The organism is Collinsella sp. AM29-10AC (assembly GCF_003469085.1).
Lineage (GTDB): Bacteria > Actinomycetota > Coriobacteriia > Coriobacteriales > Coriobacteriaceae > Collinsella.
Window position 1 is genome coordinate 1 of sequence record NZ_QSKB01000001.1, and the last position, 21,172, is coordinate 21,172.

The 21,172-nt window shown below is 55.1% G+C and carries 15 protein-coding genes; 12 read left to right on the top strand and 3 right to left on the bottom strand.

The window, feature by feature from the left end; translation table 11 throughout:
* Positions 1 to 858 precede the first annotated feature (858 nt).
* Complete coding sequence (locus tag DW754_RS00005; RefSeq protein WP_117759881.1) at positions 859 to 2,418, bottom strand: transglutaminase domain-containing protein; 1,560 nt, start codon at positions 2,416 to 2,418, stop codon at positions 859 to 861.
* Between the two features lie 789 nt (positions 2,419 to 3,207).
* Between DW754_RS00005 and DW754_RS00010 the strand changes: the two genes are divergently transcribed.
* Entirely contained in the window at positions 3,208 to 4,662 is a 1,455-nt protein-coding gene (locus DW754_RS00010) for a reverse transcriptase domain-containing protein (protein ID WP_147336405.1), read from the top strand.
* 224 nt (positions 4,663 to 4,886) lie between these two features.
* On the opposite strand, the gene DW754_RS11205 is transcribed toward DW754_RS00010, so the two are convergent.
* On the bottom strand, positions 4,887 to 5,018 hold the full coding sequence (locus DW754_RS11205) for a hypothetical protein (RefSeq protein WP_255413169.1): 132 nt from the start codon (positions 5,016 to 5,018) through the stop codon (positions 4,887 to 4,889).
* Between the two features lie 208 nt (positions 5,019 to 5,226).
* On the opposite strand from DW754_RS11205, the gene DW754_RS00020 reads away from it, so the two are divergent.
* The 7 genes from DW754_RS00020 to DW754_RS00055 all read left to right on the top strand — a co-directional run bounded on the left by DW754_RS00020 (position 5,227) and on the right by DW754_RS00055 (position 13,987).
* Positions 5,227 to 6,045 carry a hypothetical protein gene (locus DW754_RS00020; RefSeq protein ID WP_117635105.1) on the top strand — a complete coding sequence of 273 codons (819 nt, stop codon included), beginning with the start codon at positions 5,227 to 5,229 and terminating at the stop codon, positions 6,043 to 6,045.
* A 483-nt stretch (positions 6,046 to 6,528) separates the two neighbouring features.
* Positions 6,529 to 7,938, top strand: a complete 1,410-nt coding sequence (locus tag DW754_RS00030; protein ID WP_117758174.1) for a hypothetical protein — start codon at positions 6,529 to 6,531, stop codon at positions 7,936 to 7,938.
* A gap of 507 nt (positions 7,939 to 8,445) precedes the next feature.
* Complete coding sequence (locus DW754_RS00035) at positions 8,446 to 10,041, top strand: SIR2 family protein (RefSeq protein ID WP_117758173.1); 1,596 nt, start codon at positions 8,446 to 8,448, stop codon at positions 10,039 to 10,041.
* A 1,126-nt stretch (positions 10,042 to 11,167) separates the two neighbouring features.
* Positions 11,168 to 11,557, top strand: coding sequence for a helix-turn-helix transcriptional regulator (locus DW754_RS00040; protein WP_117758172.1), 390 nt, complete (start codon positions 11,168 to 11,170; stop codon positions 11,555 to 11,557).
* The gene (locus DW754_RS00045; protein ID WP_117758171.1) at positions 11,554 to 11,862 is read left to right on the top strand and encodes a hypothetical protein; all 309 of its coding nucleotides are present in this window, start codon (positions 11,554 to 11,556) and stop codon (positions 11,860 to 11,862) included. Before DW754_RS00040 ends, DW754_RS00045 begins: the two co-directional genes overlap by 4 nt.
* 478 nt (positions 11,863 to 12,340) lie before the next feature.
* Positions 12,341 to 12,847: a hypothetical protein gene (locus DW754_RS00050; protein WP_117758170.1), complete on the top strand. Its 507-nt coding sequence runs from the start codon at positions 12,341 to 12,343 to the stop codon at positions 12,845 to 12,847.
* A 147-nt stretch (positions 12,848 to 12,994) separates the two neighbouring features.
* Positions 12,995 to 13,987, top strand: coding sequence for a PLP-dependent transferase (locus DW754_RS00055; RefSeq protein ID WP_158561595.1), 993 nt, complete (start codon positions 12,995 to 12,997; stop codon positions 13,985 to 13,987).
* A gap of 225 nt (positions 13,988 to 14,212) precedes the next feature.
* Here the strand turns inward: DW754_RS00055 and DW754_RS00060 are convergent, their stop codons facing one another.
* Positions 14,213 to 14,560 (bottom strand): winged helix-turn-helix domain-containing protein, encoded by a 348-nt coding sequence (locus DW754_RS00060; protein ID WP_117758168.1) that lies wholly within the window; start codon positions 14,558 to 14,560, stop codon positions 14,213 to 14,215.
* Between the two features lie 193 nt (positions 14,561 to 14,753).
* On the opposite strand from DW754_RS00060, the gene DW754_RS00065 reads away from it, so the two are divergent.
* The 4 genes from DW754_RS00065 (at position 14,754) to nusA (ending at position 21,104) form a co-directional block, all read left to right on the top strand.
* Positions 14,754 to 16,265 carry an IMP dehydrogenase gene (locus DW754_RS00065; RefSeq protein WP_117758167.1) on the top strand — a complete coding sequence of 504 codons (1,512 nt, stop codon included), beginning with the start codon at positions 14,754 to 14,756 and terminating at the stop codon, positions 16,263 to 16,265.
* A gap of 262 nt (positions 16,266 to 16,527) precedes the next feature.
* Complete coding sequence (leuS, locus tag DW754_RS00070) at positions 16,528 to 19,104, top strand: leucine--tRNA ligase (protein WP_117758166.1); 2,577 nt, start codon at positions 16,528 to 16,530, stop codon at positions 19,102 to 19,104.
* Between the two features lie 256 nt (positions 19,105 to 19,360).
* Positions 19,361 to 19,855: a ribosome maturation factor RimP gene (gene rimP / locus DW754_RS00075; protein WP_022094168.1), complete on the top strand. Its 495-nt coding sequence runs from the start codon at positions 19,361 to 19,363 to the stop codon at positions 19,853 to 19,855.
* A 1-nt stretch (position 19,856) separates the two neighbouring features.
* A complete protein-coding gene (gene nusA, locus DW754_RS00080; protein WP_117758165.1) occupies positions 19,857 to 21,104 on the top strand; it encodes a transcription termination factor NusA in 1,248 nt (415 codons plus the stop codon).
* The last annotated feature ends 68 nt before the right edge of the window (positions 21,105 to 21,172 follow it).

A 21,172-nucleotide genomic window follows, 5' to 3' on the forward strand; every position in this document is an offset into this window, starting at 1 on the left:
TGCAATCGCAAGAAGATGATGGGGCGGAATGTCAATCCTGGTCTAACAGAGCCAAATCATTTGACTAATAGCGGCTAAAATCGCTCGGCGCTAACATCGAGCCTCGCAACTTCCAGTACCGCTGCTGGCTCTCGGGCGCCCTCCCTTCTTTCATCTTCGTGCTGAGGACGGCGGAGATCGTTCTTTACTTCAACTCTATCAGTTTCGGCGGCATTGTTTTTAAATCCGTGCCTGGTCTGCTGGTAAATACTCTTCAACTACGAGCAGGTTGAATGCTCCATACTTGAGGACGGGCTTGCGGTCGACACCTGACCGGACTCCGCTTTCCCGCCAGAGGTTATTGTGAGCTCACGGCGCGCGCGAACGCATTCGGGTTCGGCGTGCGCCGCCCCGGGGTTGTCCCCTGGGCGGCGCACGCAATCTAGACCGAAACCTCGAACAATCCAACGTTGTCCCCTAGGAGGTTCATTCGCGCGTGCGCGAGCATGTCTTGAATGTTGTAATTCGAGTGGCGCAGGCGATGCGGGCTAACATGTTCTGTGGCTGCACGTTCACTTAAATTTTGTCGCAGGACTCGCATTGCTCTATACCTTCATGCAATTCCAATTTAAGGTGACGTCACGATGCCGAACGCTAGCAATAGACAGGCACCGAGACCCATATCGGCCCTGTTTCCCAAGCGTAATATCGGCGGTACTGTTTCGTGATATTCAGCAGTGCCCTAACGAGCAAATGCACAACGTGATTATGTCTGATAAATCGCTATCAATTCTCGTTCAGCGTCTGCCCCGTTTCCGGGTCGAAGAAGTACCACCGTCCCCTCGATCCGCTGCTCGTCATGGGCCGGTTATCCGTTAATTAAATAGAGAAGCGAGCCGTTTGCCTGCTTTGTCCAACCGTCCTCTTTTCATTGGTGTATTTAACTGTGAAATCGAAAGTGACTTCCCATGAGGTACTAGAGCATGTTTTGAAATTCGATACTGCTTGTATCGCTGCATTACTTTTCCCTGTTTTCCACTCCCTCAGATTCATCGCGTACGCAACAATCCCGTTCTGAATCCCCGAGATGCTCGGCGGGAAGGACTGGTTATCAGCATCAATGGAAATGCTCTCTTCCTTGGCATTCAAGTGCTGCTGAATGCGGCCGGCATACTTCTCGGCCCATTCATCGGCCTTTCCGTTTCGCACAAAATAATTGTTGGATAGGTCGGTTGAGCGGTAGGCGTAGTCGCCCTTTTGGTAGTTTGCCGTGTGGTCGGAGTGGGCGATTGCCATGAGCTCGGCGGTCAGGCCAAAGTACAGATGGCGCTGGTCCAGGTCTCCGTACCAGTTGTCGCCGGTATCGTCCCAGGTTAGGTCCATCTGGCACCATTTGCCGTCGATCTTTACGGCGTTCCAGGTGTGGCCGTTGCCGGTGATGCGGCCGTTGGCGATGCCCGCGGCGTCAAGGAGCTTGGAGTAGATGCGCTGGTAGCTCTCGCAGGTGCCCTGGTGGCGCGTGAGGCCGCTTTCGGCCGAGCACCAGTTAAGGCTGTGGTCGTACTCCAGCTGGTCGAGCGTCCAGTCGTGGAGCCACAGCGCCATGTCATATTCCAAGCCGTCTGTCTGTTGCCTGCATAGGTCCACGGCGTTGTTGACGATCTGCGTAACGCTCGGGCGGGCGGCGTCGTTTACGGTCACCTCCGCCGTGGTGCGCAGGTAGTAGATCCCCTTGTCGTTTTGGGGGTCGTTTCTGTCGTTGTCCATAAAGTAGAAGTAGATGCGATACGTGCCCGATGCCGTGAAGTCAAAGGTAAAGTCGTGGCCCGCGGTGCCAAGGCTGTAGTAGCTGGCCCATGCCGGGCGCGACGGGTCGCAGACGCTTTCATGGCTGCCGCCGTCCCAGTAGGTGGGCACGTCCATGCGCGCCTTGGCCTGGGACGAGCCGTTGGCCTGGGTTACGTGGAAGGTCGTCGCGGCGCCCGCGGGGGCGTCATTCCACGAGACGGTGAAGGTGACGCCGTTTTGACTTGCGGTGGCGGAGTGGGCATAGCCGGTTTCCGCCGCGACGGAGATCGCCTCGGGCGTGACGTTGGCTTGGGCTCGGAGGGATGGGGTGGGGGTGCTGGTTGCGGCGGTGGTGCTGCCGGATGTGGCGGCGGTGCCGGTCGCGGTGGGGGTGCCGTCAGCGCTTTCCGTGTTGGCTGCGCTGGCGCCGGTGGATGTTGCGGTGCTGTCCTCTACGGTACCCGCTGTCGCATTTGTGTCGGTGCCGTCTTCGACCTTGCCTGTGCCGCTGCTCGTGGCGTCGGCTTGCGCCTGCTGCTCGGCTGTTGCTCGAGGCTGGATGGCTTCCGCAATGGCTGCCATAGGCATCGTCGCGCTGACCATGGACGAGCACGCGATCACGCAGAGCAGGTAGTAAAGGGGTCGTTTCATAGCGGAGCCTCTCGGTGAGCAGCCAATAGGGTCCGAAGGCAGCTCCAGGCCAGCACTCCGCACATATTTTGTTGGAGTTTATTTTACGGGAACCCCCAGTCAACATCAGCGAACTTTCTGGGGAATGTTGGGGGGAGGGGGAGGGAGTTGGTCCTCGGCCTCGCTGTGCGCTGATGTCTTTGCCCTCAACGATGTGCCCGTCGGCGAGGAGCGCGAAGCGACCAATCTGAACAATGACAATCCACCCGTCTGTGCATCCAAACTCCTGGATTATGCACATCGGGATTTTCACGGTCTTGTCGGTGATATTGTCTCGCGGACCGTGTGCATGCATTAGCGTGCATGCATTAGATGGAGGAGTCCTTGTATCCGTAGAGGCGCACCAGCATTTTCGATGCGACCGCCGTCAAGACAATTGGGTGTGCATCAAGGCGCTGTTAACTGCATGAGCCGATTTCTTATATCCTGTTTAAGCAAAGCAAGAATGGGGAATAAAGCTAACTGCCCATCGCGAACTGGCGATGGGGTACGCTACTGCCGTCAATATCGCAAACGACGAAATTCCGACGTTCGCAACATTGACACCAGCGTTGCCTGCTGCTAGCTGGATAAGAGCCTCGATGGTCATAAGTACCAATTCCTCGCTTTCGTCTAGTATGCCATAGGCAAGCATTGTTTTAGGTGGCCGCGAAAGCGTTGGTTGCACTTGCTGCGCCTTTGATTAGCCTGTCCGGGGAGGGTTAGCCGCCGCTTGTTGATCCGGACAGGTTGATTTATTTGGGGGGTATTTTGGCCGAGTTCGATATCGCTCGTATTCCTCGATATAGTTCCAAAAGTTCATATGCCCATTTCGATCATAGGGCCTCTTTTGCCGAAGTTCAGGCCAAGATTTTAGATTCAGGGTACGTTTCTCATCATGCGTTCTACCCTCTTATTTCCAACGAGATCATTACTGTTCGGTATCGTGGAGGTAAGCGAAGCTGCAAAGTTCGCAATATCGCTTATGCCTCGCATTTCGATCACCGCGTCTTCCAGTACTACTCTTATCTGTGGTCGGACTTATATAACAAGAAGGCTATTGCCGAAGAGTTTAATGAGGTTGCCGTAGCGTACCGCTCTTCGCTTTCATCAGACAGCGCCGTAACTGCTGGCAGCAATATTTCCTCAGCTAAAAAGGTATTCGACTATATGCGTGAGCAAGATTCGGCTTTTGTGCTTACGGGTGATTTCGAGAGCTTCTTCGACAACCTAAATCATGCCCATCTAATAGCGTCGTTGCGTTCGTTGTTTCCCAGTGGACGCTTGCCGGACGATCACTATCAAGTTATTAAAAATATCCTTCGCTATTCGTGCTGGCCTATTGCTGATTTGGCTGCTCGACATGAATTTCCATGGCCAGTAATCGATCCTACTCGGGAGAAAATGATCAATGAAGCGGCTATCGAACTTCGGTTCAAGTCTATTCGTGAACTTAATAAGCTGGATGTTATCTTGCCAAGGTCTGAGTTTCTTGCAAACAAAAGTAAAGTCATCACCAGGCCGTGGCGGCGAACGGGTATTGATCTCGGCATTCCTCAGGGTCTTGCTGCAAGTGGAGTGCTCGCTAACATCTATATGACCGATATCGATATGAAGGTCAGGCTTGCCGTTGAACGGGTTGGTGGCTTGTATCTTCGTTATTGCGATGACTTTATTATTGCCGTTCCAAAATCTGGCTTTGATGCACTTGTAGAGGCAATCAATCTAATGGCCGATGTCGATTCCGTTAAACTGCAATCTGAGAAAACCAAGGTGTTCCGGGTTGATGGCAACGGAGTTGCTCAGCTTGATTTTGAAAGCATTTGCGCGGGTGAGGTTCTTTCGTATTCCGGTGCACATCCGGCGCAGAAAGTCAGTTTCCTGGGGTTTGACTTTGACGGGCGCATTGTAAGACTTCGACAGTCTACGGTTGGAAAGTACCACAAACGTCTCCGTGAGGCGGCCACTGCGATTGCGCGTTCTAATGAGGGAGAGGGGAGACACGCATCAAAAAAGCGCGTCTCCGCTCTATATCAACATTATTCACCACTCGGTATTAAGGGAAGAAGGCTATGCCCCTCGGGTGATGCTGACCCTTCTGCATTTTCTCGCTATGGGAACTTTCTTTCCTACGTAGCGAGAGCCCAAAAGGCGTTTCCAAATGATCCGATTGCCCCCGACGAGGCTAAGATTTATAGGAAGATTAAACGCTTGAGTGCTCGGTAAACGATGGCTTTAGCGCTGGATTATTCATAGCCATAAATACTAAATCGATATCGGCCAATTCCGATCACTAGGTAACAATTGATGTGCCTTCACGCGGTCGCGGAACGATGCCTCTGAAACTCGAGCCGAACATCAGAATGATATGACAAGAACGGTAGTGTCGCGAAAGTTGGTGTAATGGACTCCTTGGCCCCTGTGTCCAGGATCCGGAATCTATCGATATCCTAGGCCGACTCCACTCTGTCGGCAAGCTCAAGGCTGGATTCGACCATCTTCCCGGCAGTCTTTTCCAGCTCGGCCCAGTCATGACAGCACGATGCTCCCCTTCGCAGCGCCGCGTCGTGCAACTCGGCCATCTTCCTCTCCGAGAAGTAGCGCGAGGTTGCCATGGAAACGGCCAGGATAACCCCGAAAGCGGCCTGAACGCGCCATGGTGCGCGTATTCTAGGCGAAGGCACGGACCCTTCCGAGCCAGGACGGGCCGCTCGCTCGGCCAACTTTGGCGTACCCTGCTGGAACGGCTTCCGTCAACATCCGTAAAACTACCGCAAAGAGGAGGCCACAGTGATAGATAAGAGGCTTATTGAAGCCGTTCCCGGAGCCGAGAGACTTAAATCCGCAATGATTACCCCAGAATTGTTTGTTAAGGACCTCATGCAAGACTATTCTGGGCGTCCGTTATATACATACGAGGAATGGACGCGCGAGCTCATCAACCACTCTAACGCTTTCAAGGAACTGACCAGAGGTGCGGAGTTTCATGCGCCCGTATCCGAGGCAAATGGGGAGTGTGATGCGGTATCAGACGCGTATCAGTTAGATTTCAAGCTCATCTTCGGAAAATCCATGATGCGCGCCGTAAGTCTCACTTCGTCAAGGCGAGTTTCAGACCGCGGAATAACTTTAGAACAACTTTGCAGAAGTCATGTAAAAGAACAGAGAGGCTTACGCCTGCATGCAATTCTCAGGGATTACAGCCTCGCCAAGCTTGACGAGCTTCTAAAAACTGAGAGTAATAAACAATTGAGCGAAGAAGACCGTGAGGCCCGAGGACTTCTTCGCTCAATCAGTCATTCGAAAAACTTGCTGCTAATTTATCCTTGCCGCTTTGAAGGCATCGACAGACTGCCTGAACTTGAGGAAACCGCCAACGCCGCACTTTACTATGACTTCCGGAACGTGCTCGACGTCCGACGGATACACCATCCCGGCAAGGACACCTTCCTTTCATATTTTTGCGACGACCGCATGGTTGTCACAAGAGCGAGCGGGCACGGCCTATCCAAGTTCGACGATATCATGGTCGCAAAAAGCAGAACATACATGGATATTATGCGTATGCGTGATCCCGGAGAGTATCAAAGGCTGCTGAAACTTGTTTAACCGACCGCAAGGGCTAGTTTTGTGGACATCAACCCAAGATGGGACCTGCCAAGAGGACCGGACGCCGCTGCGTTCGGACTCGTTTTTCTGCATTCAAAAGCAACGCTGAGCTCGACCTCACGGCTTGCGCCTGCTGCTCGGCGGCCTTCTGAGGCTGAACCCCCTCTGCAATGGCTGCCATAGGCATCGTCGCGTTGACCATGGACGTGCACGCGGTCGCACAGAGCGGGTGGTAAAGGGGGCGTTTCATAGCGGAGCCTCTCGGTGTGCAGCCAATAGGGTCCGAAGGCAGTTTCAGGCCGGCACTCCGCACATTTTTTGTTGGGGTTTTACGGGAACCCCAGTCAACATCAGCGACCTTTCTGGGGTATGTTGGTTGATCCGGGGTGCGCAAAACAACAGTTTCAAATATTGTTGCTTCCTGTTCAATTCTGTCTATCTACAATTAATCGCAAGCGTATGACCTGAGGAGATTGTTTACAGGTGGAATCGGTCACTATTCATTGGATTGTCTTTTATGTCTTTATCGGTTTGTCGAGCGTTCAGCTTGTCCGCTTTGCTGGGCCCTCGGCGATCGGAGGGCAATACACCGTCGAAGAACTGTATCCCTCCGATGAGTCGGGCAGGCTGAACGTTGCCTACCGAATTCTCGCTCCAACAATTTGTTGCCAGCTCCCGGTGTTTATTATGGCTGCGATTTGCGATGCGTTTTCAGTTCCAGGTCCTTCGCTGCGATACATGCCTACCCTTTTCTATTGGTTGTTTCTTGGGGTAATCAAGCATGCAAGGGGTAAATTGCGGTACCGGACTCTTCCTTTCTCATTTGAGGCGTTCATGTCCCTTTTGCTGTCCGTCGCATTCGATCACTTTGTTATCGATGGCTATCTCGGAGGCCAGGGGCTAGATGTGCTTGATACTTCGAGTATTGCCTTTGAGTTTGAGCTGGCATTATTTGGTGTTGTGACCTTTTGGATTTCAACCTTTTTTAAGCGATATCAAATTAAGTTTAGCCGTGTGTACTCAAATGCCGCTCCATCATATGTCGTTCCTTCGGACTCCGTATTTGGTTACTCTTCAATCGATACGGGTGAGGCCAGGCTCTTCTCATACGAGCGCGAATATGGCGATCTCTTACCTCAGCGATTTTCAAGTGATCTTCTGTTGAGAAGTGTTTTCTTTGCAATTATGGCGATTGAGGACGGGAATCGGCCCGAGTTTATCCGAACGATCGAGCGCATGGCAGCTCATTTCCATTTGGCAAAAACCACTGGAATAATGCAGCAGACGAGCGATGCTCCTTTGTCTGATATGGATAGCGTTAAACTCGCAATTCCCTATATTGAGCGCATGTGGGACCAGTTTCTTGTTGAATTCGCCCGTTCTGCCGAAGGGGCAGGGGGAGACGCCCTACGAATCTTCAAGTGTTACTACACCTACGATTACTGTATGTTGTCGCGGACTATCCGCAATCATTTTGCGCCGTTTTACGGGGACTATTGTGGAACGAGATTACTTAATGCTAATCGCGTATTTTGCGATGTTCTTGAATTTGAGGAAAGGCAGCGCTACGGATTGCTTCCAAAGACGGTTTCTGCGACTGGATCGATATGCGCCACTGAGCTTGGATGGCTTTCTGGGGAGTACTGTTATTGGGCCGATTACAATACGGTTGTATCCTGCCTGAATGAAAATGATGGCAATGGCGTTAAACTGGTCAGCAAAAATGATGTGAATAAAACCCAGATAACCGAGACGACCTTAAGGCTTAAGGAGCAAGGTGTTTCCGTTCTTGAGGCCAAGTATGTGCCCGGCGCTTCGGCGACCATCGTGTGCATCGGCGATTCCTCGAAGATTTCGAGTACTGTCGGTAGTGACTGGATGGTTGTTAGCTAGGTGAATCATCTTTGCCTTTCCGCATATTGATTGCGCATTCTCGTGCACGGACGCGAAAATGCTTCGCATTAGTTTCAACGCGAAGAGTATTTGCTACATGATTAACTTTTTTGGATGCGCAATTACTGCGCATCTAGGTTAACATCCAGTTAGTGATGCAGTTGTCGTGGGCTCTACGTGAGGCGATGACAAAGGAGGGTCGTTGTTTGGTTGTTATCGGCAACGGCCCTTTGATTTTAGGAGTTACTTTGGCGATGGAATTTTAGACTTTCGCTCAACTTATCGAACTCCTAGAGAGTCATGGCGTTCTAACTGATGCCGCTGCGCTAGATTGCCTGAGGCGCGAAATGAATATTTGCTCGTCGGAACACTGCTGAATATTGGGTCACCTGTGCGGTTCGAATTTTCAATTGTCGAGCAGCTTTGTCTCCGATGAAGTCTTGCAATTCTAGTAAAATCCAAACATATGTTCTATACTTATGGAAGTAGCTTGTTTGGAGGCGCTAGATGGAAGTCGGAAGAGATGACATTGTAGAAAGCGTTGTACGTTTGATAAATGGGGTGGGGCGTAGCCCATATTTATTCGTCGGCTCGGGCTTTTCCCGTAGATACATGGGTACCGACGATTGGGTTGGTTTGTTAAGGCACCTCTGTTCCCGTCTTTCCGATGATCCCTTTCGGCTTGACTCGTACCTGGCACGTTGTCCAGATGAGTCTGACAATAGCGCATTGCCCTCTGCCGCGACGATGCTTGATAAGGATATGCGCATAGCTGTTCTTGAGGACCCTCGCTTCGCTTCTTTTAGAAACGATCATGTAGAGGACATTCGTCAGCGTAAATCTATTTTAAAGATCATGGCGGCCGAGAGGTTATCCTCGTTCAAACCTGAATATATGACGCATGAGCTTGATATCTTGAGAGAGGTTGGCAGGCGGCGTATCTCTGGAGTTATAACAACCAACTATGACTGTCTCCTGGAGTCGCTATTTCCCGAGTTTAAAGTTTTTGTTGGCCAAGACGATCTCGTCTTTCACAGAACTTTTGAAATGGGTGAAATCTATAAGATCCACGGTTCTATGGATAATCCTGAATCTATGGTTCTTGAGGAGGCAGATTACGCAAAACTCGCCGAAACACAGGATTACTTGGCTGCCAAGTTGTTAACTATTTTTATGGAATACCCAATTATTTTTATCGGTTATTCCCTTAACGACCCCGATATCCAAGCTATCCTCATGTCGATTTCGCGCTGCCTCGGTTCTAACAATCTTGCGTTGCTTAGAAAGCGCTTTATCTTCCTTACTAGGGGAGAAAACGCAACCTCAACTCATTCGTTTACCTTTCCAGGTATTGGCGAGATAAGCATGACCGAGATTAGGACGAACGATTTTGGTGCAGTGTATGAAGCAATTGGACAATCCAAATGCTCCTTCTCGCCCAGGATCATTCGTGAGCTTCGCAGGAGCATCTACGCCTTGGCTGATGAGGGCGATCCGAATGACTCTCTGGTAGTTGAAGCGAGTTTTAGCGACCTCGAGAGACTTCCGGAGGGACAGCATCTTGTGCTGGGTATCGGTGTTGCGAATGCTTCTTTAGGGCACGGGCATATGGTCAAAGCCGAACTTCTATATCGTGATGTTGTGTTTGATGACGAACATGTTGCTCCTAAGCTTGCCGTCGAGGAATACCTTCCTTCGCTGCTTGCTTCTAACTCGGGTGGTTTGCCCATGTATAAGTATTTAAGCGCGTATTCAGGGGAAGTTCTTAATCCAAGGATGCTAAAGGAAATAGATGAGAAGAAGGATTTAGATGCTTTTCTAAACAACAGCCTACGAAAGGCAAAAGGTAGCTATCATCATTCGGGAATTAGACACTCGGTTCAGTCTGTTATAGCTAACGAATGCTTTGAGGAAGCATTTAAAAAGCTTGTGCTACTTGAAGAAGATGAGATCGATCTAAATAAGTTGCTTGAATATCTGAGGGCGCTCATCACGGACGATCGCAAGATAATCCACGGTAATAGCGAGCTGAAACGGCTTATTAGAATGTATGATTTCCTTAAGTACAAGAAGGCCTTCGACATATCGGCTACTAGTGAGTAATCCCACCTAGCGTCTATGAAGAAGGCCATCTTTGTAAACTATGGCATCTGAGCGTATAGTGCGAACACCACGTGCAAATGCATACTTAATATAACGCTTTCTGCTTGAAATCACAATGGTGTCTGTTTCGACCCGCCAATCAAGGGAAGATAGTGTAGAGTATCTTCCTGCAATACAAAAGCTCTTTGGGAGCTTTAAGGGTGACGCTTTCAAATTGAGAGTGTTGCCCTTTTTTCATGTATGCAATGTGTGACGTACTAGCCAAGCACCATCCCGGCAATGGAATGATCGAGCATGGGCGGCTTCTACTGGTTGACGTGATCGTGGTCAAACAAGTGATATCGATTAGAATTAAATCAATTGCGCTGGAAGCCTTCGGGCGACACCTGAAGAGGGTTGATGCGTCGGTCCTCTTTTTTTGTTTGGATGTAAGATTCGGCCAGGCAAAACAAGGATCTCATTTGGGGAGAACAAATATCCGGCGGTTTTCCGCTTCGGGACGCGCGGTTTAAGGGTGCTTTTCGGAAGTGCGGGGAAAAATCGGAAACCTCCGAGCATAAACCGAATTTCGGCAACAAAACCGCAGGTCGCGGAAGGCTAAAACAGGGGTCTGGTCTGTCGATCTCGGTTTTTCACCGCACTTCCGGAAACGCCCGACGGAAGCATGCGGCAAATTTTGGAACCCTCGAGCACATCGTCCTTTTCATGAAAGGAACCCGCAGGTAGAAGCGTTGCCACTATCCAGTGTGGTTGACGTGTCTAGAATATGCCGCACACTTCCGGATTTTGCATAAGCTCGACTGGTTTGTTTATCGATTGGGGCAGAGGAATCTTGTCTGGACCTCGTTATATGTATTTAAATGGATGAACTTAACCTATAAGTTAAGTTCATCTAGAAATGGGAGGTGCCCTTTGGCAGAAGGATATGATCTTGTCGAATATAGAGACCTCAAGGGTCGACCGTTTTGGGAATTGACGGCTTCTCCCGACAACTCTCAATTCCAGAAAATGTTGTCAGACCCTAAGCGGAAATTAACCGCTCGAACAATGATCGGCCAGAATAGCACGTCAACTTCTGGAATCTGAGCCTTGACTTTTATACTTGGCTTTCGAAACGGAGAACACAATGAATAAAGTAGATTTATCTGATTTTTACGCCGATACAGAAACCAGCGAAACACGCGCTTATGAACACGCGCTAGATATCGAGTTTATTGTTCATCGCGAGATGAAGCGTCTGGGTTTAAGCAAAAGCGATTTGGCAAAGCGTATGGGCGTGAGCCTTCAGTCGCTTTCGAAGCTGTTGAATTCTCAGCCCAATATGACGCTGAAGACGATCGCTAGGTTCGAGCTTGCTTTGGGTATCAATATCGTTCCTAAGGTTACCGTTAGCTATTCTAAAGAGCTACCGTTTCTTTCATCCAACAATTTCGTGCGAGAGCAATGGTCTTTTAGGAACGAGCGTCCGTCCTCGCATGTGAATCTCGAGATGATTTCCGGAGGTTTGGCAGCATGAGTGGGGATTTTATTGCTCCGATTCAAGTCGTTCATTTGTTCGTCGTTGACTCCGATTTCCATATCGAGGATTCGCCCTCGGATAACATGGAATTAAAAGTTGACGTTAGCTACCAAGATGTCCATCTTTCGAAAAAAGGTAATGATGCACGCGCAAGTCTAAAGATGTGCGTAATTGGCAGCCTCCTTGACAGAGACGAAGGTGCACAGGAGAAGATGCACGCTGGCGTTACAGTATCCATCTCGGTTTCAGCGCAAATGCCAATGAACTCTCCCGATGACGAGGCGCGTCACTACCTTCTTTAAAATGCTATTTCGATGGCATATGCCCATGCAAAGAGCTATTTGATGGTTGTTACTGGACTTTCACCCATGGGAGCGCTTACATTGCCTGCCATTCTCCCTGCAGAGCTGTCAGCAGATTGCGATGTGCCTTTTCAGAGCGAATAGCATTTCCTCGATGAATCTAAGTCGAATGAGTTGCCGCTCTCACATCCTCTAAAAGTTCTTAAAACAGCCTTAAAGGCGCCTTGGCTCGCTTTTACAGCGTACAATACGCATGTTTGACTATGGCAAAAGTAGATTTTTGGGGAGGGGGAACGCCGTGGAAGTGCTGGTTGTTGGCAACACCGCATATGTTGACGATGACTTTTGCTCCAAGGCGTTCCCCGGCGACCATGTGTAGGTCGTAGCCGCGCAGGACGCGCGCCGCGATGAGTCGTCGCCCCATGCTTCGTGGAAAGAGCTCCTCCAGCACCTGGACCAGGCCTACGAGTTTGAGCGCGTGGTCTACCTTTCTACCTACCTCACCCCGCATACCGTGACTTTTGGCGACATTGGGCTGCTGCGCTCGGTGTTTCGTGCCTGTATGGGACGCAATGTGCAGCTGCTGTTTATTGCGGGGCCCGCGGGTGCAGAGGGCACCACTGGCGGATGTGACGACGACGCCACGGCCGCCAGTGGGGCCCAGACGGGCAAGGGCATTATCGCCCGCGCTGCCAACGACCTGTGCCGTTACTATGCATCGCGCGACGGCATCCAAGCCAAAGTCCTGCGCGTGCCGTATCTGTATACCGCATCGCCGGCATTAACCGACCCATTTTTGATGCCGTTGTTCGAGGCATGCTCGGGCGGGTCGGTCGCGCTTCAGAGTGCGGCAGATGCGCCGTTTCCCCTGCTGTGTGCCGAGGAACTCGCGGTGTTGGTGCATCGTATCTTTGACAGCTGGGATGCCAACTTTGAGATGCTCGACGTTGCAGACGCTTTTGGCCACCCGAGGCCTATGGCGTGACCGTTGACGCTCCGGGTGCGAGCGTGACCTATCACACGCTCAGCATCTAGGCGTTTCGTCGCCTATCGGCGCTATACTGCAGCCGTTGCCCACGATGCGGGGAACACCCGCATCGTGGGTTTTTTGCTTATGAAGGGACGGTGCCGCGTGGACGTACAGCAGCTAGAAGAGGCCTGGGCTGCAAGGGCCGGCGCGCGTGAGGCGCGTCTTGCTGCAGCGCCGCATGTGCCGGCGGCGCTGTCTCTGTTGGGGATTGTACGTCCCGGCGATCGCCTGGTTGCGTTTGCCGATGACTTTGCCGATGCGTTTGCGCGCGGCTTTGAGTGCTGCGACGTGGCTATGGTGGAGGAGCCGTCGGTTGCGGCGTTTACTGCTGCGTCCGAGGGCTTTGATGCTTCGTTTGAGGTCGAGGGGCCGCACCTGTGGTGGTTCGTCAACTCTATTGGTGGGTTTGGATTGCGCGTGCCCGATCTGCGCGCGTTAGGACGTGCCGCGCGTGAGGCTCATGCGCTGCTCGTGGTGGATAACACCGTGGCTGGTGTCTTTGGGTGCGATCCGTTGCGCTTGGGTGCCGTGCTGTCGCTCGAGGCACTTGACCGCGTGTGCGCCGGTGAGGCTCCGCACAAGTTGGTTGCCATATCGGTCGCGCGCTCGCAGCTCAAGCGCCATCGTGTGGATGCTGCTGCCGAGTGCGCGCATGCTCTGCTTGAGGGCTGTGGCTTGGTCAAACTTGATTTGCCTGCTGATGAGGCCGGTGTGCTGGAGCGCGGGCTGGACTCGCTCGATGCCCGCATGCAGGCACATTTCGACCGCGCACGTGCGCTGGCCGAGTACTTGGCTGCCAATGAGATGGTGCACGCCGTGCGCTATCCTGGACTGAGCTCGCATCCCGACCATGCGGTTGCAACTGGAATCCTCGAGCACGGCTTTGGTCCGGCAGTTGAGTTTGACCTTATCGAGCGCAGTGCGGGCGATTTGTTCGATGCTTTGCCGGGGGAGTTTCGCACATCGCCCGCCGGCGGCGCAACGACGCGACTCTCTGCTCCGCGCGGCAAGCAGGGGAGCACCATTCGCCTCTTCGCCGGTACCGACGACCCCCTGGTTGTAGCGTCCACCCTGGACAACGCGCTCCGAAAGTAACTAATCGGGGTGTGTGTCACGAAAACGGCCTATTTTCTACGTTTAAGCCATAGGGGTCGACCATACCCGCCTATTTCGAAAAATGCCAAGCTGTCTACCAGCGGTTTTATTTTCATAATGTCCGGTATGGTCGAGGGTATTCAGCTAAACGTAGTAGATGGGCCCGTTTTGTGGCACGAGCCTCAATCCGAGGGCACGGTGGACAACAATTCAGTCCCAAAAGGACTACTCTGCATTGATGCTGGCGATGAGGTCGTTGGCTTTGGTGGCGATGACGTTGTTGATGTCGGCCTGCAGCTCCTCGTAGGCCGCTATGGCGCGCTCGCCGGCGGGGGTGAGCGATGATCCGCGGGCTCCGTCGCGCTCGATGAGCTTGCAGCCCAGCTGGCCTTCGGCCTCGTTTACGATGCGCCAGGCCTTGGAATACGCCATGCCCATGCTCTTGGCGGCACGGTTGAGCGAGTGTTCGTGGGCAATACCCTGCAGCAGCAAGACGCAGCCGTGACCAAACACGCCCGGCAGATCCTTGTCGCACGCTTGAATGACCAACTTTGCCGTCGTCCTGTACTTCATACGCCCCACGTCTCCCCGCTAAAGTGTTTGCTGGGCAAACGCAAAGCCTGCGTCAAACCCTCGTGTGCTCTTCTTAAATCATGCATTGTAGCAGTCAAAGTGCGTTAAGATACTTCCCCAGTATTGGGCGCCCAAGGTTGGGCTGGGTCCTACGAGGCCTGCAGCCGACCGGTCGCATGGAAAAAGGAGAAACATGGCTACGTTCTTTCCCGGTGAGTCCCACACGTTTTCGGAGTATCTGCTGGTCCCTGGCTACTCGTCCTCGCAGTGCATCCCCAACAACGTCTCTCTTAAGACGCCGCTGACCCGCTTTAAGCGCGGTGAGAAGCCGGCAATCACCCTGAACATCCCCATGGTTTCCGCCATCATGCAGTCCGTCTCGGGCGTCGACATGGGTGTCGCGCTCGCTACCGAGGGTGGCCTGTCCTTCATTTACGGTTCCCAGACCCCCGAGTCCGAGGCCGCTATGGTCAAGGCCGTTAAGGATCACAAGGCCGGTTTTGTGCAGTCCGATTCCACGCTGACCCCCGACATGACCATGGAGCAGGTTATCGCCCTCAAGGAGAAGACCGGTCACTCCACCATGCCGGTTACCGACGATGGCACCCCCAAGGGCAAGCTCGTGGGTATCGTCACCAGCCGTGACTATCGCCCCAGCCGCGATGATCACCAGAAGAAGGTCTCCGAGTTCATGACCCCGCGTGAGCAGCTCATCGTGGGCGACAAGAACATCAGCCTCAAGGTTGCCAACGACGTGATCTGGGACAACAAGCTCAACGCCCTGCCGATCGTCGACGACAACGATCACCTCATGGGCATCGTCTTCCGCAAGGACTACGACAGCCATAAGACCAACCCCAACGAGCTGCTCGACGGCGATAAGCGCTACATGGTCGGCGCCGGTATCAACACCCGCGACTATGCCGAGCGCGTGCCGCTGCTCATCGAGGCCGGCGCCGATGTCCTGTGCATCGACTCTTCCGAGGGCTTCAGCGAGTGGCAGAAGCGCACCATCGAGTGGATCCGCGCCAACTACGGCGAGGATGTCAAGGTCGGTGCCGGTAACGTCGTCGACGCCGAGGGCTTCCGCTTTTTGGCAGACTGCGGTGCCGACTTCATCAAGGTCGGTATCGGCGGCGGTTCCATCTGCATCACCCGTGAGACCAAGGGTATCGGCCGTGGTCAGGCCACCGCGCTGATCGATGTCTGCCGCGCTCGCGACGAGTACTACGAGGAGACCGGCGTCTACGTGCCCGTGTGCTCCGACGGCGGTATCGTCTACGACTACCACATGACGCTTGCTCTTGCCATGGGTGCCGACTTTATGATGCTGGGCCGCTACTTCGCCCGCTTCGACGAGAGCCCGACCGAGCGCGTTAACGTTAATGGCCAGTACATGAAGGAGTACTGGGGCGAGGGTTCCGCGCGCGCCCGCAACTGGCAGCGCTACGACCTGGGCGGTGCCGCGAAGCTCAGCTTCGTCGAGGGTGTCGACTCCTACGTCCCGTACGCCGGCTCCCTCAAGGACGGCGTGGGCGGCACGCTTTACAAGGTTAAGTCCACGATGTGCAACTGCGGCGCCCTCTCGATCCCCGAGCTCCAGGAAAAGGCACGTCTGACCCTGGTCTCCTCGACCTCGATCGTCGAAGGCGGAGCCCACGACGTCGTAGTCAAGGACTCCCAACAGAGCGTAACGTATCGATAAGATAAGACCTGCACATAAAGGTTGAGCCTCAACCACGTTATTTAGATAAAGCGAGATGCCTGCAAGTCGCAGACATCTCGCTTGTCGTATTTGCTATCATCATGCGAGTTAACGATGTGGCGGGGCGCTCTTACCTTTGCTCGCTGCAAGTTCCGCACGAGCCGAAGAGCACTTAATGTGCTCTTCGTGCGAGCAGGACTGTCCGCAGCAGCGAGTAAAGGTAAGAGCGCCCCGCCCCAACCCAGCTAACAAAGGAGCTGATATGTGCGATTGCACAGATCATAAGGACGAGATCCCTGCCTACGACGCGCAGGCCATTGAGTCCCGGTGGATGAAGGCCTGGGAGGACTCCAACCTCTTTGCCGTCGACACCGACGACAGCAAGCCCAAGAAGTATGTGCTCGAGATGTTCCCGTATCCGTCGGGCGACCTGCACATGGGCCACGCGCGCAACTATACCATCGGCGATGCCATGGCCCGTCAGGCCCGCATGCGCGGCTACGACGTGCTGCATCCCATCGGCTTCGATGCCTTTGGCCTGCCCGCCGAGAACGCCGCCATCAAGCACAACACGCAGGCTGCCGCCTGGACGTATAAGAATATGGATCAGGCGCTTGCCACGATGAAGCGCATGGGCTTCTCCTACGACCTGGATCGCACCGTTAAGACCTGCAGCCCCGACTACTACCGCTGGGGTCAGTGGATCTTTGAGAAGATGTGGGAAAAGGGCCTGGTCTACCGCAAGAAGAATCCGGTCAACTGGTGCCCCACCTGCAAGACCGTTCTTGCTAACGAGCAGGTGACCGAGGGTAAATGCTGGCGCTGCGGCACCGAGCCCGAGAAGCGCGATCTTGAGCAGTGGTACTACAAGATTACCGAGTACTCCCAGGAGCTGCTCGACGATCTGGAGAAGCTCCCCGGCTGGCCCGAGCGCGTTAAGCAGATGCAGGCCAACTGGATCGGCCGCTCCGAGGGCGCCGAGGTCGACTTTACCCTGTGCGACAAGGATGGCGAGCCCATCGAGGGCGACGAGGGTAAGATCACCGTCTTCACCACGCGAGCCGACACGCTCTTCGGTGTCTCCTTCTTTGTCCTGGCTCCCGAGTACGCGCGCCTGCACGAGCTCGTCGAGGGTACGGAGTACGAGGAGGCCGTGACTAAGATCGTCGAGGACTCCAAGCATATCTCTGCCGTCGAGCGTGCCCAGGGCACCCTCGAGAAGCACGGTGCCTTTACCGGCCGCTACGTGGTGAACCCCGTCAACGGCGAGAAGGTCCCCGTGTGGGTTGCCGACTACGTCGTGTCCGACTACGGCACCGGTGCCGTCATGGCTGTTCCTTGCGGCGACCAGCGCGACTTTGAGTTCGCCCGTAAGTATGACCTGCCTATTGTGCCGATCATCCTGGACGATGAGGATCGCGCTGCCGTCGAGGCTAGCGGCGAGACCATCGACACCTTCCATGCCGAGACCGTCGACTGGGATTGCGCCCACGCTGCCGAGGGCACGCTCGTCCAGTCCGGCAAGTACACCGGCATGCGCGGTGGCAAGCACTCCGAGGGCGAGGCTGCAATCGTGGCCGACCTCGAGGCCATGGGCTGCGGCCGCCGCAAGGTCGAGTTCCGTCTGCGCGACTGGCTCATCAGCCGCCAGCGTTATTGGGGAAACCCCATCCCGGCCATCCACTGCGAGCACTGCGGCATCGTGCCCGTGCCCGAGGACCAGCTGCCGGTGACGCTGCCCGAGAACCTGGACCTAGGTGCCGGCGAGACCCTCGCCGAGTGCAAGGAGTTCTACGAGACCACCTGCCCGGTCTGCGGTCGCCCGGCCAAGCGCGAGACCGATACCATGGACACCTTCACCTGCTCCAGCTGGTACTACCTGCGCTATACCGATCCGCACAACACCGAGCTGCCCTTCTCCCGAGAGGCTGCCGATCGTTGGATGCCCGTCGATAACTACATCGGTGGCATCGAGCACGCCATTCTGCACCTGCTCTACAGCCGCTTCTTTACCAAGGCGCTGCGCGACCTGGGCCTGCTGACCGTTGACGAGCCCTTCACCAACCTGCTGTGTCAGGGCATGGTCAAGGACGAGAACGGCGACACCATGTCCAAGTCCAAGGGCAATGTTGTGCCCCCGAGCTCGGTTATTGAGCCCTACGGTGCCGACACCATGCGTCTGGCGATCCTGTTTATCGCCCCGCCAGAGAAGGACTTCGACTGGGATCCCAAGGCCGTCGAGGGCGCTAACCGCTTCATTAAGCGCGCCTGGCGTATCGTGTGGCAGCTCGTCCAGTCCGGTGACGCCAACTTGTCCTTCGACAAGTCCGCGCTCGACGAGGTCGCGATGAAGCTCTATCGCGAGCGTCACCGCACCATCGCCAAGTGCACCGAGGACTTCGACCGCGGCCAGTTCAACACCGCGATCTCGGCTGTCATGGAACTCGTCAACGCCGCGAGCGCCTACCTCAACGCTACCGAGGGCGCTTCCCGTGACAAGGCCCTGTGCTACGGCGTGGCCAAGGATATCGTGAGCGTCCTTGCCCCCATCTGCCCGTTCTGGGCCGACGAGCTGTGGCATGAGGCACTCGGCTGCGAGGGTAATGCCTACACCGCCGCCTGGCCCGAGTTTGACCTGGCCGAGTCCATCGAGGACACGGTGCAAATCGTCGTACAGGTGCTCGGCAAGGTCCGTGGCCGCATCGACGTCGCCCGCGACGCCTCCAACGAGGAGATGCAGGCTGCCGCCGAGGTCGCCGTTGCCAAGTGGCTTGAGGGCAAGACGGTCGTCAAGGCCATCTGCGTGCCCGGCAAGCTGGTTAACCTGGTGGTCAAGTAAGCGCTGCGCGCATAGCTGACATCAAAACCGAGGGGCGATTCCGTAGGGAGTCGCCCCTCGGTTTGGTTATGGACACTTGCGACAACACCCAATTATCCATTTCTTGTGGAGAACCTGTGCTCACGCTGACCTGCGGGTTTGTGTTGTGGTTGCACGTTTGTGCAGGTATTGGTATAGTTTGCTTGCAAATGAAGTTGTAATTGAAAGAAGTGGGGTTTCGGCCCCGCTTCTTTTTTGTATGGATGGAGGTGCCGCAATGGTCAAGACCAAGACCGAACAGGCGATCATCGACGCGCTCGAGGCCGTTGCTCCCCAGCACGATGTCGACATCGTCGACGTTGAGCTCGTGGGTGCCACCAAGGCCCCCTGCGTGCGTGTGCGTATCGAGGGTGCCGAGGGTCAGAGCCTGTCGCTCAATGACGTCACGGCCAACACCAAATGGGTCGGCGATGTGATTGAGGAGCTCGACCCCATCTCTTCGAGCTATACGCTCGAGGTGTCGAGCCCGGGTATGGCGCGCCCGCTGCGCCGCCCGCGTGACTTTGCCCGTTTTGTGGGCGAGAACTGCGAGCTCACCTCCACCGCCACCGAGGGCCGTCGCAAGTACGCCGGCAAGATTGCCGCCGCCACCGAGACGAACGTGACCCTCGAGCTCGAGGACGGCGAGTCCGTCACCCTCGATTTCTCTGATGTTAAAAAGTGCAAGTTGAAGCCCACCTACGACTTCAAGCCCGCGAAGGAAGGAAAGTAAGATGGCAGCATCCGACATGATGACCGCCCTGATGGAGCTTTGCCAGGAAAGGCACATCGACCAGCTCTACCTGATCGACCGCCTGGAGCAGTCGCTCGCCAAGAGCTATGCCGAGATCCTGCATCTTGAGTGGGGCGCCAAGGTGACCATCGACCGCACCACCGGCAAGATCTACGTCTACCGCCTGGAGCCGATCGACGATTCCATGGACGAGGAAGGCAACTTCACCGAGTTCGAGGAGATCGACGTCACCCCCAAGAACACGAGCCGCATCGCCGCCCAGCACGCCAAGGCCGAGATCAACGCCATCGTGCGCAACTCCGCCCGCGAGCAGATCTACGAGGAGTTCGCCGGCCGCATCGGTGACCTCATCAGCGGTACCGTGCTGCAGTCCACGCCCGACTTCACGATCGTCAAGATCCGCGAGGGCGTCGAGGCCGAGCTTCCGCACTTCGACCAGCGCCGTTACGAGAACGAGCGCAACGAGCGTCCGATGGGCGAGCGTTATCTGCACAATCAGCACATCAAGGCCGTGATCATCGACGTTCGCGACCCCAACTCCAACCTGCAGCCGGTTCGTGGCGAGCACAGCCGTCCGCCGATTGTCATCTCCCGTACCCACCCCGAGCTTATGCGTCGTCTGTTTGAGCAGGAGGTGCCCGAGATCTATGAGGGCACCGTTCAGATCAAGTCGATCGCCCGCGAGCCCGGCCAGCGCTCCAAGGTCGCCGTCCACTCGCTCGACGATCGCCTGGATCCCGTTGGCGCCTGCGTCGGCCCCAAGGGCAGCCGTGTTCGCGCCGTCGTGGGCGAGCTCCGTGGCGAGCGCGTCGACGTCATCCTGTGGGATGCCGATCCGGCCGTCTACGTCGCCAACGCCCTGTCGCCCGCCAAGGTCACCCGCGTCCTTATCGACGAGGAGAAGGCCTACGCCGGCGTTATCGTGCCCGACGACCAGCTGTCCCTCGCCATCGGCAAGGAGGGCCAGAACGCCCGCCTCGCCGCGCGCCTGACCGGCTGGCACATCGACATCAAGTCCGAGACCCTTGCCGCCGACATCCTCAAGAACGTTCCCGTTCACGAGGAGCCCGCCGCCGACCTGATCGGTGACGAGGAGGACGAGGACGTCCGTCGCTGCGAGTTCGTGTCCGAGGACGGCATCCAGTGCCGCAACCAGGCCCGTCCCGGCTCCCGTTTCTGCGGTGTCCACGACACCGACGCCTTCGATGATGCGGAGGACCTGATCTAGCGCGCGGTCGCGCCGGGCAGGTCCCAGCGCATACCCCACGCTCGTTCAGTCTCTAGGCACCCAAGGTG